The 14,168-nt window shown below is 42.4% G+C and carries 15 protein-coding genes; 4 read left to right on the forward strand and 11 right to left on the reverse strand.

The window, feature by feature from the left end; all coding sequences use genetic code 11:
• Positions 1–229 precede the first annotated feature (229 nt).
• On the forward strand, positions 230–1,381 hold the full coding sequence (locus tag ABM313_RS14010) for an ABC transporter ATP-binding protein (RefSeq protein ID WP_434683809.1): 1,152 nt from the start codon (positions 230–232) through the stop codon (positions 1,379–1,381).
• A gap of 3 nt (positions 1,382–1,384) precedes the next feature.
• Here the strand turns inward: ABM313_RS14010 and ABM313_RS14015 are convergent, their stop codons facing one another.
• From ABM313_RS14015 to hrcA, 3 genes are all read right to left on the reverse strand, one after another.
• Entirely contained in the window at positions 1,385–1,960 is a 576-nt protein-coding gene (locus ABM313_RS14015) for a Uma2 family endonuclease (RefSeq protein ID WP_434683810.1), read from the reverse strand.
• A 90-nt stretch (positions 1,961–2,050) separates the two neighbouring features.
• Positions 2,051–2,257: a hypothetical protein gene (locus tag ABM313_RS14020; protein ID WP_434683811.1), complete on the reverse strand. Its 207-nt coding sequence runs from the start codon at positions 2,255–2,257 to the stop codon at positions 2,051–2,053.
• 182 nt (positions 2,258–2,439) lie between these two features.
• Positions 2,440–3,504, reverse strand: a complete 1,065-nt coding sequence (gene hrcA / locus ABM313_RS14025; RefSeq protein ID WP_434683812.1) for a heat-inducible transcriptional repressor HrcA — start codon at positions 3,502–3,504, stop codon at positions 2,440–2,442.
• Positions 3,505–3,941: 437 nt separating this feature from the next.
• On the opposite strand from hrcA, the gene ABM313_RS14030 reads away from it, so the two are divergent.
• Positions 3,942–5,813 (forward strand): protein phosphatase 2C domain-containing protein, encoded by a 1,872-nt coding sequence (locus tag ABM313_RS14030; protein ID WP_434683813.1) that lies wholly within the window; start codon positions 3,942–3,944, stop codon positions 5,811–5,813.
• 62 nt (positions 5,814–5,875) lie between these two features.
• Complete coding sequence (locus ABM313_RS14035) at positions 5,876–7,420, forward strand: NAD(P)H-hydrate dehydratase (RefSeq protein ID WP_434683814.1); 1,545 nt, start codon at positions 5,876–5,878, stop codon at positions 7,418–7,420.
• Between the two features lie 119 nt (positions 7,421–7,539).
• Here the strand turns inward: ABM313_RS14035 and ABM313_RS14040 are convergent, their stop codons facing one another.
• The 8 genes from ABM313_RS14040 to ABM313_RS14075 form a co-directional block, all read right to left on the reverse strand.
• Positions 7,540–9,711, reverse strand: coding sequence for a glutamine synthetase III (locus ABM313_RS14040; RefSeq protein WP_434683816.1), 2,172 nt, complete (start codon positions 9,709–9,711; stop codon positions 7,540–7,542).
• 240 nt (positions 9,712–9,951) lie between these two features.
• Entirely contained in the window at positions 9,952–10,158 is a 207-nt protein-coding gene (locus ABM313_RS14045; protein ID WP_434683817.1) for a hypothetical protein, read from the reverse strand.
• A 7-nt stretch (positions 10,159–10,165) separates the two neighbouring features.
• A complete protein-coding gene (locus tag ABM313_RS14050; RefSeq protein WP_434683818.1) occupies positions 10,166–10,501 on the reverse strand; it encodes a hypothetical protein in 336 nt (111 codons plus the stop codon).
• 129 nt (positions 10,502–10,630) lie between these two features.
• Positions 10,631–11,779 (reverse strand): IS66 family transposase, encoded by a 1,149-nt coding sequence (tnpC, locus tag ABM313_RS14055; RefSeq protein WP_434688364.1) that lies wholly within the window; start codon positions 11,777–11,779, stop codon positions 10,631–10,633.
• Entirely contained in the window at positions 11,776–11,985 is a 210-nt protein-coding gene (locus ABM313_RS14060; protein ID WP_434683819.1) for a hypothetical protein, read from the reverse strand. The genes tnpC and ABM313_RS14060 overlap by 4 nt, the downstream gene beginning before the upstream one ends.
• A gap of 190 nt (positions 11,986–12,175) precedes the next feature.
• Positions 12,176–12,532, reverse strand: coding sequence for a hypothetical protein (locus ABM313_RS14065; RefSeq protein WP_434683820.1), 357 nt, complete (start codon positions 12,530–12,532; stop codon positions 12,176–12,178).
• 146 nt (positions 12,533–12,678) lie between these two features.
• Complete coding sequence (locus ABM313_RS14070; RefSeq protein WP_434683821.1) at positions 12,679–13,077, reverse strand: type II toxin-antitoxin system HicB family antitoxin; 399 nt, start codon at positions 13,075–13,077, stop codon at positions 12,679–12,681.
• Positions 13,064–13,318 carry a type II toxin-antitoxin system HicA family toxin gene (locus tag ABM313_RS14075; RefSeq protein ID WP_434683822.1) on the reverse strand — a complete coding sequence of 85 codons (255 nt, stop codon included), beginning with the start codon at positions 13,316–13,318 and terminating at the stop codon, positions 13,064–13,066. The genes ABM313_RS14070 and ABM313_RS14075 overlap by 14 nt, the downstream gene beginning before the upstream one ends.
• 59 nt (positions 13,319–13,377) lie before the next feature.
• On the opposite strand from ABM313_RS14075, the gene ABM313_RS14080 reads away from it, so the two are divergent.
• Positions 13,378–14,148: a hypothetical protein gene (locus ABM313_RS14080; RefSeq protein WP_434683823.1), complete on the forward strand. Its 771-nt coding sequence runs from the start codon at positions 13,378–13,380 to the stop codon at positions 14,146–14,148.
• The last annotated feature ends 20 nt before the right edge of the window (positions 14,149–14,168 follow it).

Consider the following 14,168-nt stretch of genomic DNA (forward strand, 5'->3'; position numbering starts at 1 on the left):
CGACGCTTCGCGTCGCCAATCTATTTTGGGTTTGGATACGGTTATATTCGATCGCAAGGAGATAAAATTAACTCTGGGATTTTCGTCTCTTTAACTCCCTTCCCAGTCTAAAAATAGACATTAAAACCGAAAAATTAGTAGTACGGTGCTTTGCATTACACCACTAATTTGAACGGGAAAGGAATAGTTGCTGAAAATCTCAAAATCGACTTGATTAGGATGTTTTGCGATGGCTCCTGTGCGATTGTGTGGTGTGACCAAGAAATTTGGACAAAATGTTGTTCTGAAAGAAATTAATCTAGAGGTAGGAGATCGCGAATTCCTAGTTTTAGTAGGTCCTTCAGGCTGTGGAAAAAGTACTTTATTGCGCCTAATTGCTGGTTTAGAAGAGGTGAGCGATGGTTCGATCTACTTAGGCGATCGCCAAATCAATCATTTGCCGCCCAAGGTACGGGATATTGCCATGGTTTTCCAAAGTTACGCGCTTTATCCGCACATGACGGTTTACAACAATATTGCGTTTGGCTTGAGACGGCAGCGATCGCAAAATTCATCTCCTCTAGCTTGGTTTGCAGCAACAAGTAAAAAACAACGCGCCGAAATTGATCAAAGGGTGCAGCAGGTTGCGGAATCATTGCAAATTTCTCATTTATTGACGCGCAAACCGAAAGAATTATCAGGGGGTCAAAAACAAAGAGTTGCATTAGGCAGAGCGATCGCTCGTAATCCACAAGTATTTCTAATGGATGAGCCGTTATCAAATCTGGATGCCCAGTTACGCAGTGATACGCGATCGCAAATTGTGCAGTTACAAAAGCAATTACAAGTAACCACGATTTATGTCACCCATGATCAAGTAGAAGCAATGACAATGGGCGATAGGATTGTAGTTTTGAACAAGGGAGATATTCAACAAGTAGATACACCTCTGAATATTTATCGGAAACCCGCAAATCAATTTGTAGCTGGATTTATGGGTTCCCCTCCGATGAATTTTCTACCTGTAAATGTCGATAGCGACGGATTTTTAAAAGGGGAAAGTTTGATTAAGGAGTTCGCCATTAATGAATTGCCACTTAGAGAAATTGGTAGCGATCGCCCTTTCATTCTCGGATTTCGTCCTGAAGATTTACAACCAGCAACGTCGGCAGATGCACATCTTGAGGGAACTGTGGAACTCGTGGAAGCTCTTGGATCAGAAACAATTGTGTTATTGAAACTGCAAAATAGCGAATTAAGAGCGCGAGTTTCAGCAGATATTGGCTTAGAGCATCATTGGCAAATTGGCGATCACAGCTTCTGGCGAATTGATCTAAATAAACTTTATGCTTTTGATGCTGAATCTGGCATTACTTTGCATCATCCTTACAACAAGATTTAGCTTTCACCAAATGGAAGCTAGCTCTAAGACAAATTCGGGTAGAACAGTTTCACCAGAAAGCATAATTGGTGATTGGAGAACTTCCACTGGTTGTCCAATGCGATAAATTTCTACTTGGCGATCGCGACGATTAATTAGCCAACCGAGTCTCGCGCCGTTATCTTGATATTCTTGCATTTTGGCTTGGACAGTTGACAAACTATCGGTTCTCGACATTAACTCAATTACAAAATCTGGACAAATTGGCGCAAACTTAGATTGCTGTTCTGGTGTCAGCGCATCCCATCTTTCTTTTAAGATCCAACAGGCATCAGGCGATCGCATTGCACCATTAGGCAATATAAATCCTGCGGAAGAACCAAACGCGACACCTAACTTTTGGCGACGATTCCAAATTACCAAGTCCGCGCTAATTTCAATGCTACGCATTCCTGTATCACTACCTTCGGGAGCCATGATTGTAATATCTCCTTGAGCGCTGCGCTCGAATCTTAAATCACGATTTTTTTGGCAGAGTTGAAAAAACTTTTCATCTGTTAATTCAAATATTGGCTCTAGGCTGATAGTTAGGGCGTTCATAAAGAATATTTGCCTCTTGCTGCTAGGTATGGCAGATCCCAATTTTCATTATGACAGAATTATTACAGCAACCGAATAGGCGATCGCCTGCTAATCATCGGGAAACTGCCAACACATGATCCGTTCGACACTTTTGGAGCCACAACGACAGGCTTCAGCATGGGAAGCAACCCATTCATAATCACATTTGCGACAGTGATGTAGAACGTTGTTGATATTAGCGGCGGCAATGCGATCACGTCCTGCTTTGAGTTCTTCAGGTGTCAGGACAGATTCAGGATCATTGGGTGTAGTCATTACAAAATCGCCTTTACTTACTATTAGTAATACCAAAACAAAAAATGGCATAGCCATTTTTTGTTTTTAAAACCCTTGCCGAGTTTGGGTTTTAATTCATCAAAGTAGCTTCACACTTTAATGAATTGGGATAACTCCGTTTCTTCCAATGGAATAATTTCTTTCCAAACCTAAGACATGATCTACCATTTACTAATAGCATCTGTTAGATGTAATGCAGCAGCCTGTACTGAAGCGATCGCTCTTGTATAACCCAAGCGAGTTGGACCTAGTACCCCAACTGTTCCTACTGGCTTGTCATCACAGAGATAAGTACTAGAAATAAATGTACAGTTCTGAATTGGCTCAATGGATATTTCTGAACCGATTCTAATGCTAACCGAATTAGCAGAAGGAGTAGGCTGATCGACAATTAGCGCCATCAACGACGCGCGATCTGCTTCAAGCAACTGCACAATATTTTGCACCTGTCGCAAATTAGAAAACTCTGGCTGGCGTAATAGCTCAGTTAAACCACTAATAAACATCTGTCCCAAAGCTGTGCGATCGCATAATTTCATCAGTTGTTGCAAAGACTGCTGTAACAACACCGCATATTGCTGAAACTGACGATCAAGATCATCCCATTGCAAAGCGCTATTTAGCTCCGACCAGTTTTTATCGCGTAAATGTTCATTTAAGAAATTATTGAGAATATTTAATTCACCTTCTAGAACTTCGGGCTTAGTTTCACTGGGCAAATCCATCGTTACAGAAGCCGTATGATAAGTATCACTAACCGCGATCGCCATCACCTTGCAATGATCGACCATTACTAATTGCAAATGTCGAATTCGCATCGTTTGCATATTTGGGGCAGTAATCACCGCAATACAGCCACTTAAGGTCGCCAAGATTTGGGCAACATCTCGCAACACACCATCCAGACTGGACTTACCAAGTCGCTCATTTTTACTAGCAAGAAATTGATGCGTACTGTAGGTTAACTCGCTCGCAGGATCGATTAATTCATCAACATAGACTCGATAGCCAGAGTCCGAGGGGACACGCCCTGCCGATATATGGGGTTGATACAATAAACCACTGCGATCGAGCATATTCATCACATTACGAATCGTCGCAGGACTAATATCAAAGTCATATTCTGATACCAACGCCTTAGAACCGACTGGTTCCGCCGTTTGAATATAGTGATCGATGGTTGCCCAGAGAACTTTTTGTTCTCGATGGGTAAGTTGATGCTTCATAGGTTATAGCGATGTAATTAATGTTGAAAGTTGAAAAAATTCTAAAAAAGAGGTAATGATAAAAACTGGAAAATAAATCAAAAAATAAACGGAAGAAAAAAATAAGTATTAAATTTTTACTGTTAAATTTGACTTCTAACAATCAAAAGTCTAACTACTACAATAACCAGATTCTAAAGAAATCTGGTAACAAGTTGTACAAGCTCCTAATTTTTGTAGATTCGCAAGCCCTGAAGCACTGTATAAATACATAAAAATATTCTCTCTGTTTCGCTACAATAGCCAAATGTCTCTTGAACAAATAGGTCAAAACTTCTAACTTATAGGTAGGATATGGCTCAGCGCCTCCTATTCTTACCTTGACTATCAATAGTTCTAAGACATCTGTGCTTTTCACTATATTCACCACATAATTTTGGCAAGCGATCAATACCTTCATGGAAAAACAAGAGCAAGCTACGGCAGTTGAGCAGCAATATCTTTGGGCAGTCGGACTGGACACCGAAGCATTTCCCCCTGAATCTCTGATTGGCGATCGCTACCGTGTCCTCTCCTCACAAATTGTTGTCGATACAGATGCTTTTTCACTGCCAGAGCTACCCCTTGAATTTCAGACCTATGTGGTGTCTTATCTCAAGTTATCGCGTCTAAGCTTACATCTGCCGCGTCCTTACGGATTATTGCTAATCGGGGAAGAACTAAATCTTTCTGAAGTATTTTTGTTAGAAAATGTGCCAATTGATCGCCAAGGTAAGCTCTGTCCTACCCTAGCCGAGGCATGGGCTGAAGCATCAGCTCTGCGGCAAATTAATCTGCTGTGGCAAGTGCTAAACCTCTGGCAACCACTTGCTGAGCAGAACATGGCTCGTACCTTGATCGATTTCAAACTAGTACGTGTCGATGGGATGTGGGTGCGCTTGTTAGAATTGCAAGCGGATGTTGCGGCTGTGCATATCTCCCAATTAGGTGATATTTGGGTGCAATGGTTAGATCTGGCTAAGCCTGAGATTGCCGAACCGATCGCTGAATTTTTCTATAGTCTAGGGCGCGGAGAATACGACATTAACAGCGCGATCGCCTACCTCGATCAAATGGCACTCAAGGTGATGGAGGATCAGCCGCTCACAGTGCGGATCGCCAGTGCTAGTGATGTAGGGCAACAGCGTGAACATAACGAAGATGCTTGCTACCCCGATGTAAAGCGTCAAAAACGGACTGAACAGGCGGATAGTCTGCGCGATCGCTTAGCGATCGTATGTGATGGTCTGGGTGGACATGAAGGCGGAGAAGTGGCAAGTTCCCTCGCAATTAAGACTCTAGAGCAGCAGCTCAAAACTTTATTACAACAAGCTGAAAACGATCCTGATTTTTCTGCCCAAGGTTTTATTGCTCAACTGGAAATGGTGGCTCGCGTTGTCAATAATCAAATTGTTGCCATCAATGATCAGCAACAGCGACAAGCCCAGCAACGTATGGGGACAACGCTCGTCATGGCGGTGATACCGCGTCCCAACGGTAAGATGAGCAATGAAGTCTATGTGGTGCATGTGGGAGACAGCCGACTCTATTGCGTCACCAAAGATAATTTGCGTCAAGTCACCCTTGATGATGATGTAGCTACTCGTGAGACCACCCTTGGTTATAACTTCTATGCCTACTCTTCGCAGCGCATTGATGGGGGAGCATTGATCCAAGCTTTGGGGACAAGAGCCTCAGATATGCTTGTCCCTCGTGTACAAAGATTTTTTATTGACGAAGACTGCCTCTTGTTACTTTGCTCCGATGGCTTGAGTGATTTTGATCGGGTTGAACAAATTTGCGATCGCTACTTGCTCCCAGTTTTGAGTGAAAATAAGCCCCTTGACCGCAGTTGTCAGGATCTAATCGATCAAGCAAACGAGTTAAATGGGCATGACAATATTACGGTTGCGTTGATGCGTTGCCGCTTTGCACCAATTGATCCTGAGGAAGATCAGGTAGGTGAAAATGATAACTCCACATCAATTAGCACAGCTGAAGAAGAAGCGGATACTGAAGATATTCAGACTGAAACGGAAGAGTCAGCAGGTGCTTTGGCATTAACACCACCAGACTCAGAAAGTTCAAAAGATATCGAACCTGAACTTATTGATGTTGATTCGGCAAAAACTGAATTTGCCGTGCCAAAGCAAACCAATAGCGCTTTTATTATCATTTTGATTTTAGTAGCTCTGATTCTTGGCAGTGGTTTAGCTGCGATGCAGTTCAAACAAGTTAGAGATTGGGTTCGCCCAAACTTGCCAGAAAGTCTCCAGAGATTTGTCCAATAAGTTAGTCCCAGTTATTTGATGGCGCGGCGTAGCCGCGCCATCAAATAACTGGGAGAAACCTAATGATTGAATCACTGTCATCACAGGCGATCGCTACAGCCTCACAAATGCAAGCGATCGAAAATCTGATTTTTCAGGCAGGGATGCCTGTTGCAGCTTTGATGGAAAAAGTAGCAATCAGGATTACTCAACGCTTAACTGAACTCTATCCTGCTAAAGACTGCCCGCATGTAGGCATCTTGGTTGGCTCTGGACATAACGGTGGCGATGCCTTAGTAGTTGCGAGAGAACTACATCATCAAGGGCGACAGGTCAAAATCTATACCCCATTAGCTAAGTCAAAACCCTTAACACGAGTGCATGGCTGTTATGCCAAAAGCTTAGGAATTCCCTCTGTTTCTCTAGAGTCGTTGCAAGATTGTGATCTGTTAATCGATGGCTTATTTGGATTTGGATTAGTGCGTGAGGTGATTGGCGATGTAGCGATCGCGATCAACACAATCAATAATTGGCAAATCCCAATCGTCAGCATTGACTTACCATCAGGAATCCATACCGATCATGGAGGCATTATGGGAGCAGCGATTCATGCTACCAATACTTTCTGCTTGGGCTTATGGAAGCGTGGCTTGCTTACCGAATCTGCAACTCCCTATGTCGGCAAACTTGAGAAAATTGACTTCGATATTCCCGAACAGTTTACAATTCAGATCCTTGGTAAGCAGCATCCCCTATGGCGCATTAATCCGAAAGCATTAATGCGCGATCGCTTTCCAATTACTCGTAACTCTATAACCCATAAGTATGAAGTTGGACATTTACTACTAGTCGCTGGTTCTCAAAAATATGGTGGTGCTGCAATTCTGGCGGCAATGGGAGCTAAAGCGACAGGTATAGGCATGTTATCGATCGCCGTTCCTAAATCCCTCAAACCAATCATCCTCGCGCAAGTTCCTGATGCCCTAGTGATTGGCTGTCCTGAAACTGAGTCAGGAGCGATCGCTTCATTACCAGATCTTGATTTGCAGAAATATCAAGCAATTACTTGTGGTTGTGGACTTTCTCTTGATGCCTTCCCAATTGTGGAACAGGTAGTAAATAGCGATCGCCCTTTGATTCTCGATGCCGATGGCTTGAATGCTTTAGCCTCTATGGGTAAAGCTCAAATTATAGAGAGATTAAATCAGCGCAATAGTTCGAGCATCCTAACGCCACACTGGGGCGAATTTTGTCGATTATTTCCAGACTTGCGTGAAGTGGAAAGATTAGAGGCTCTGCAGACTGCTGCAAATCAGACAAAAGCAACTATTTTACTTAAGGGAGCAAGAACAGCGATCGCTGTTCCCGAAAAAGAAGGAGCACAGACATGGATTAATCCAGAAAGTACCGCGGCATTAGCAAGAGGCGGCAGTGGTGATGTCCTAGCAGGGATGATCGGCGGTCTCTTAGCTCAAGGGATATCATCTAGGGATGCAGTGATCATGGCGACGGTTTGGCATTCTCAAACAGCTATATGGTTAGCAAATCAACGGACTGAAATGGGAGTTGATCCTGTGACACTTGCTCAAAATTTATTACCATTTTTACAAATTTCCAAAAGCCAATAAAAAAGCGTCTTATTGCGCCGCTTTTTTATTGTTCCCAAAGAGAATGGCGGCGCTAAGCGCCGCCATTCTCTTTGGGATTTTAAACATACAAAACAGCTATGCCGTTTTGTATGTTGGGATTACTTAATGAAAAGCATTTCTTGGTAAGTAGGCAATGGCCATAGGTCATCAGCAACTTCACCTTCTAAGGCATCAACATAACCACGAATTCCATCCATTAGAGGACGTACAGTCTGTGACAGAAACTGCATATGTTCTTCAATAGAAGCGAAATCATGTTTTGACAAAGCATCGCTGAGTTTGCTGACTCCATCCATCGCTAGTTTCGTCAAAGATGCGACTTTTTCAATGCTTTCCTTGTCAAAGTCCACACCGATCTCTTTCAAGCTTAGCGAAGTATTGCTGAGATCTGCAAGATAGCGAGTTGCCGCAGGGTAAATCATGGTTTTCACCATACTGACAACGAGCTTAGCTTCCACTTCAATCGAGAGAATATACTGCTCTGCATAAGTTTCAAAGCGGCTAGCTAGCTCAACAGGAGAGAGAACTCCCATCTTGCTGAACAATTCTTCGATATAAGATTCCTTCAGAACAGGTAGAGCATCAGCAGTGGTGCGAAGGTTTGCTAAGCCACGCTCAGCAGCAAGTTTATGCCATTCTTCAGAATATCCATTGCCATTGAAAACTACAGCACCATGAAGTTCCATAACTTCCTTAAGAACCGTAGAAATAGCAGTACTCAGATCAACACCTTTAGCAAGTTCACCTTCTAGCTTGTCAGCGATCCAGTTGAGGGAGTCTGCCAAAATCGTGTTCATGGCAACAAGAGGACCAGCCACAGATTGTCCTGAACCAACAGCACGGAACTCAAAGCGGTTGCCAGTAAAAGCAAAAGGTGAAGTACGGTTGCGATCGCCTGGGTCAGTTGGCAAGACTGGTAGAGTGTCTACACCAATATTCATCAAGCCTTTACCAGTCGAACTCTTTAGTTCACCTTGACGAATCTGCTCAAATACATCCTCAAGTTGTGAACCAAGATAAACTGAAATAATCGCTGGAGGAGCTTCATTTGCACCAAGACGGTGATCATTGCTTGCAGTTGCCACAACTGAACGCAACAGAGGACCATAGGTGTGAACACCACGAATAATCGCACCACAGAAAACTAAGAACTGGGCGTTGGAGTGAGGAGTATCACCTGGATCGAGCAAGTTACCTTGGGTCGCATTACCAACTGACCAGTTGACGTGCTTACCAGACCCATTGATGCCTGCAAAAGGCTTTTCATGGAGCAAACAAACAAATCCATGTTTCTTTGCGGTGAAACGAAGCATGGTCATGATCATTTGTTGATGATCTGTTGCTACGTTAGCAGCTTCGTGGAATGGGGCGATTTCAAATTGACCAGGAGCAACTTCGTTGTGACGTGTTTTTGCAGGGATACCAAGGCGATATAGACGCTCTTCGACATCTTGCATGAATACTTGAACCCGTTCTGGAATGGCTCCAAAGTAGTGGTCATCAAATTGCTGCCCCTTTGCTGAGGGTTTACCAAACAGAGTACGACCAGCCAGTAGTAAATCTGGACGTGCATTAGCAAAATTGGCATCTATTAAGAAATATTCTTGTTCAGCACCACAGCTAGAGTTAACAGGAGCAATTTCTTTCTCGCCCAAAAGTTTCAAAACTCTGGTAGCAGCTTTGTTCATGGCTGCATTGGAGCGCAACAATGGAGTTTTCTTATCTAGAGCTTCGCCAGTCCAAGATACGAAAACTGTAGGAATACATAGGGTAGAACCATTGTCGGTTTCCATGATGTAAGCGGGGCTAGTTACATCCCATGCTGTGTAACCGCGTGCTTCAAAGGTGGAGCGAATACCGCCATTAGGGAACGAAGAACCGTCTGGTTCACCTTGTACTAATAACTTGCCAGCAAATTCCGAGATCGCCGAACCATCGCTCTGAACTGAGATAAAGCCATCATGCTTTTCGGCTGTAGCGTTGGTCAAAGGATAAAAGACGTGGGCGTAATAGAGTGCGCCTTTAGAGATTGCCCAGTCTTTCATTGCTAGTGCGATCGCGTCAGCTACTGAGCTATCAAGAGGTTCGCCAGTTTGAATAGTTTTCTTGATCGATTTGAAGACTGTCTTGGGTAGACATTCTTGCATTTTGCTCAGAGTAAACACATCGGTTGCCCACATCTCTTCCAATCGCTTTGGAGCCTTTTTGGGCTGTGGTTCACGATTGGTGATCTGATAAATAGCTTGAATGCGTGACTCGTTTCCGCTCATGATTATTTTTAGAGAGTATTGTCAGGTTTTTACAATCATACTCAAGATATATTTATCAAATGGCTAAAAAAGATACCGAATTGATCACACTTGATTGGTATAAACGCGCACAAAAAATCAGGAGTTATCAATTGTCTTGTGATTTTCAGATATTTGTTAGGTGTTTGTCATAGCTTCGCTTTTTGCTTTGGAGCGATCTCTTGGGGTTCTGCGATTAACAAAGGAACCAGATTCTTTTTGTTAGTTTTTTAAAGCATGTACAAATAAGGCGATCGCTGTCAACATCATCAATCCTAATCCTGTCCGCCAAAGGATTTGCCAGATGAGGGGGAGACAGGAGAAGAAAATGGCGATCGCGCCGCACATGGCTGATATGGGGAATGCTAGGAACAAACCAACAAGGACGTATGCAAAAAATCTCACAATTGGGATGGTAATTTTCAACATGACAGTACTAGCCACAGCTAGGGCGAAGTAAAGTTTTGTAATCGACATTCCAGACTCTTGCAAGTCCCTTAGCATTTAGTTCTGCACGAATAATATCTTTGGCTAAGCAAGCTTCTGAAATAGCTTTTATATAGCCGCTTTCAACGTCGTAAAGTGTGCGCTTAGACTGAGCGGATGAAAGCTCGTTTTCAGGAGCAAAAAGTGGGATGCTAAGATTTACACCAAATCGGGAATCATTGCGAGAGAAGTCTGTATAGAAATTGAGGCAGGCTCGTCCACAGTTATTTATTTGTCCTAAAGAGCCATTGTTGTTAATAATTCCTTGTTGTGTTAAATCTCCCAAAGGATAGTTAATAGATGGATTAAGAGTGGAATTATTCAGTGGGATTTGAGTTTCAGAGATAGATAGATTAGGATCTGTTTGGGCTTGAGTAATATCTTCTTCTAGAGATAAGACAAAAAACGTAATTGCTCAACCTATAGAAAACAATGATTTGAGAGGATTCAAAGCGATAAGAATGGACTCAAAAGCAGAAAAGCCTTGTCTTTTTCCAGTATTGACAATGGAACGAACAGCCGCAAATAAGTCACGCCCCCAATCGGAGCGAAAACCATTCGTAACTTTTCTAAAAATGACACTCCAACGTAAAGCCTGTTCGCTAGAGTTATTAGTTGGCGGGATGGTGTGGTCATCCAAAAACAGAAATAAGTTTTCTCGTAATTCTAGATATCGCTTCTGTAATCTAAGTCCATCTTCTTGAGTAGGTAACAGAGCTAAAATATTGTCGAGGTCTCGATACAATCGACATCGATATTGATAACGAGTAGAGTCAGCTAAATCCGACCATCGCCTTCGCAGCACCAAAGCTCGTAGCAGCAGCTTTTTCATCCTGCCAGAGAAAATCTGGTCTCCTGCATCAATTCCATACTGACAATCTCTGAGTTGATGGGCAAGACAAACTTGCCATTCTGTCGCTGGATTGGTCTTTTGGGCGCTAAACAAATCTGATACCCACACCTCTGGTTGATGCTCTGCCATCACTTCGGCGATGACATCTGCGCCTCTAGACGGTCGGATGATATGAAAACATACTTGTTCGTTCTGAAATACCCATTCCCATTGATTTTTACCGTTTACCCTTGCTCTGGTTTCGTCACTGCATACTAGACGAGATGTTTTTAGGGCTTGGAGTATTCCTGTCACCTCCGACTCTAGTTGTCCTTTCACCCTTGTTAAGAGATTGGCGATACCTCCTTCTGATATCTCTAAGCCAAATACTTCACTCAGCATTTGCTGCATTCTTCCATAGCTTATACCGTGACTGTATCTCATCGTTGTCACTAGGGCAGCTATTCTTTCTCCAAAGGGACTTCCTACTTCAAGTCCTACGGGTAATGCTGCGATTTGTTCCTGTCCACAATGCTCACACTTGCATCCATACCTTTCGATTCTGGTAACGATGGGCTTGATTGGTGGTATATCGATCTTGTCGTATCGTTCCAGTAATACCTGCATTGATTCAGCGATCTCTTTCCCACATTCTGCACAACTTTTTACAGTTGCTTTGAGCGTTTGGTCTGGATTTTCACTCAGTTGACGACCTCCTCCATCTCTTCCTATACTTCCTGCTCGTTTGCCTTCTGTTTTTCTGGATTATTGATTTCCGCTTTAAATCCTTTGGCTGGTGGCAAACTTGAGTTCTTTGAAGTCTTCTTTGGTTTCTTTTCTAACTGCTTCTGTAGTTTTTGTAGTTCTTCCCATAACTTAACTATCAAGGCTTCTTTTGCCTCGTCTGTTAGTTCTTTTAGGTTGGGTAGTTCTTTCATTTCTTTAATTTATCAGCTTTTGCCCCTTTGTCAATTTTCCTACGTTGAGCTATTACTAAAAAACGATACAGTAAACAAAACAACTTGACAAATGTATCTATTCATAAATTTCTTGAATTAGAAAACAAAAAGGGAAGCTATAGAAACTAAGCTCCCCGAAATAATAGATTTTAGGTGCTAATTGCTAAAACTAGCGAATCAACACATTTTGTCCATAGCAACGCCAAGAATAGGGATTTGCCCAGTTAAGAGGTTGAGCAACTGCATCAGTTCTTCTGTACTGCCATTTGCAAGCTGCGTGCATATCTTTGCCAGAACCAGTGAAGGGAAAAAATTGAGAGCCACGAAGACAATACCATCCCGAAGCACCTCGGCTAGGTTGTAGGTACGAACGGGCTGAAGCGCCATAAACAGAGCGACAGAATCCGTCCAAATTTAATCCACCTAGTTCAGCAGATTTAGCAGGAGATGCGGGAAGAACTACACTGGCAGCAACTAATGCCACGGCAGAACTGATTTTGATTAAAAAATCAAGAGGTTTGTTCATAAGTTTTTAGGATCGAATTACTTATCCTTAAATTAGGACAACTTCAATTTAAAACACTTATCAAACCCTCAATACAAATATGCAAAAATGCACTGTGCAAAGACTTTGTGCAAAAATGCACAGACAAAAATGCACATAAATTTTGTCTAGTGCAATGCAGCTTTACCCGTGGCAGAACTGAGTAGGAAGAGTAGATATTGATTGAGGCTTACGCCTTCGCTTTTAGCTAAGGTGGCTAGGCGATGATGTAAACCTTTGGGCATCCGCAGCATGAGTTTACCGCTATATTCAGATTCAGAACTAGGTAAGGGAATATCATCACCATATTTGTAGGCGGTTTCTATCCATAGCTCACGGGCTTCATTGATATTGGTAACGGCTTCTTCGATAGTTGCGCCTTGAGTAAGACAACCATTTAAGTCCTTGATTTCGGCAACATAGCCACCATCAAGATCAGGATAGAAAGTGATGGGATAGGTGAGTTTAAGATAATAGTCTAAGGACTGACGTTGAGAAGTTGATTTATTTGCTTTAGTTACTGTCATCTTTCCAGTCCTCTAAATTGAGGAGTTCTATGATTTTCTGTATATATGGACGCTTAACTTTCTGACCGCCTGTTTTTGGGATGGTTAACTGTCTCCCTAGTTCGTCTCGAAAAATATGATGACTGCCTTTTGACCGCGCTTCGTGAAAGCCTAATTCCTCAAGCAGAGTGCGGACTTCCTCAAATCTGACTTCTGGCGGACTGGCTAAAAATTTTTGGATTAGTTTGCTTAACTTTCCCATGTCTTCATAGTATCATAGGTAGTGTCATCTATAAGGGCTTAGTTTAGTGACGGGGTAAGATGGACAAACAAAATTTTGACAACAATCGTAAGAAATTAACCACTATACAAAAAGTTGATTTTGAATATTTTCTAAAGAGCAAAAACGATGATGAGATCGCAGAAATTCGGGGTGTTGATAGGTCAACTGTAAATAAAAACATTACTAAAATTGCTGCAACCTTTGGGATCAAAAGGGATAAATTAATTAACGACAGTGGCAGAGATGGCATTGAGAAAATAGTTCATCGTCAGAAGCTACTAAAACTTTGCCTGAAACATATCCCTGATGAGGTAACTAGACCACACATTTATGAAGAATCTGGTGATAGCAACCCTATCACTGATCCAGCATTCATGAGCAAAAGCAACGTTAATACTGATAATCGCCCCCAAATCTCAATTAATCCCCAAAATATCCCTGCTTCCAAATCAATCCCAGAATTAACAACCCTTGAGTTTATTGGACGAAAAGATGATCTAACTGATCTCGCAAACCTGAGCAGGCAAGCTAAAATTGTTTTAATTAAAGCAGAGCATGGTATTGGTAAGACATGGTTAGCTAAAGAGTTTTTTAGTCGTCATCCTGATCAGTATGAAGTAGTCCAGATTAACTTTTCACTTCTACTTAGTGAGGCTGCAAAGGCTGAAGAAAAGTTGCCGATCATTTTAAAACAACTTAATCAACAAACATCTGGTAGCTTTGAGCTAAATTTAGATTGCCTAAGAGCAAGGCTCTTAGATAGATCTCAAAAAACTGTCGCATTCTTGATTAGTAATAGCTCAACGTAGGAAAATTGACAAAGGGGCAA

The organism is Pseudanabaena minima str. Chao 2107 (assembly GCF_051131155.1).
Classification (GTDB): Bacteria; Cyanobacteriota; Cyanobacteriia; order Pseudanabaenales; family Pseudanabaenaceae; genus Pseudanabaena; species Pseudanabaena minima.

Excerpts from the sequence above, each read along its gene's own strand:
- ABM313_RS14075 (WP_434683822.1), bottom strand. The coding sequence starts at position 13,318 with ATGGGAAAGTTAAGCAAACTAATCCAAAAATTTTTAGCCAGTCCGCCA.
- hrcA (WP_434683812.1), bottom strand. The coding sequence starts at position 3,504 with ATGAAGCATCAACTTACCCATCGAGAACAAAAAGTTCTCTGGGCAACC.
- ABM313_RS14020 (WP_434683811.1), bottom strand. The coding sequence starts at position 2,257 with ATGACTACACCCAATGATCCTGAATCTGTCCTGACACCTGAAGAACTC.
- ABM313_RS14040 (WP_434683816.1), bottom strand. The coding sequence starts at position 9,711 with ATGAGCGGAAACGAGTCACGCATTCAAGCTATTTATCAGATCACCAAT.
- ABM313_RS14015 (WP_434683810.1), bottom strand. The coding sequence starts at position 1,960 with ATGAACGCCCTAACTATCAGCCTAGAGCCAATATTTGAATTAACAGAT.
- ABM313_RS14035 (WP_434683814.1), top strand. The coding sequence starts at position 5,876 with ATGATTGAATCACTGTCATCACAGGCGATCGCTACAGCCTCACAAATG.
- ABM313_RS14060 (WP_434683819.1), bottom strand. The coding sequence starts at position 11,985 with ATGAAAGAACTACCCAACCTAAAAGAACTAACAGACGAGGCAAAAGAA.
- ABM313_RS14070 (WP_434683821.1), bottom strand. The coding sequence starts at position 13,077 with ATGACAGTAACTAAAGCAAATAAATCAACTTCTCAACGTCAGTCCTTA.
- ABM313_RS14065 (WP_434683820.1), bottom strand. The coding sequence starts at position 12,532 with ATGAACAAACCTCTTGATTTTTTAATCAAAATCAGTTCTGCCGTGGCA.
- ABM313_RS14010 (WP_434683809.1), top strand. The coding sequence starts at position 230 with ATGGCTCCTGTGCGATTGTGTGGTGTGACCAAGAAATTTGGACAAAAT.
- ABM313_RS14080 (WP_434683823.1), top strand. The coding sequence starts at position 13,378 with ATGGACAAACAAAATTTTGACAACAATCGTAAGAAATTAACCACTATA.
- ABM313_RS14030 (WP_434683813.1), top strand. The coding sequence starts at position 3,942 with ATGGAAAAACAAGAGCAAGCTACGGCAGTTGAGCAGCAATATCTTTGG.
- ABM313_RS14045 (WP_434683817.1), bottom strand. The coding sequence starts at position 10,158 with ATGTTGAAAATTACCATCCCAATTGTGAGATTTTTTGCATACGTCCTT.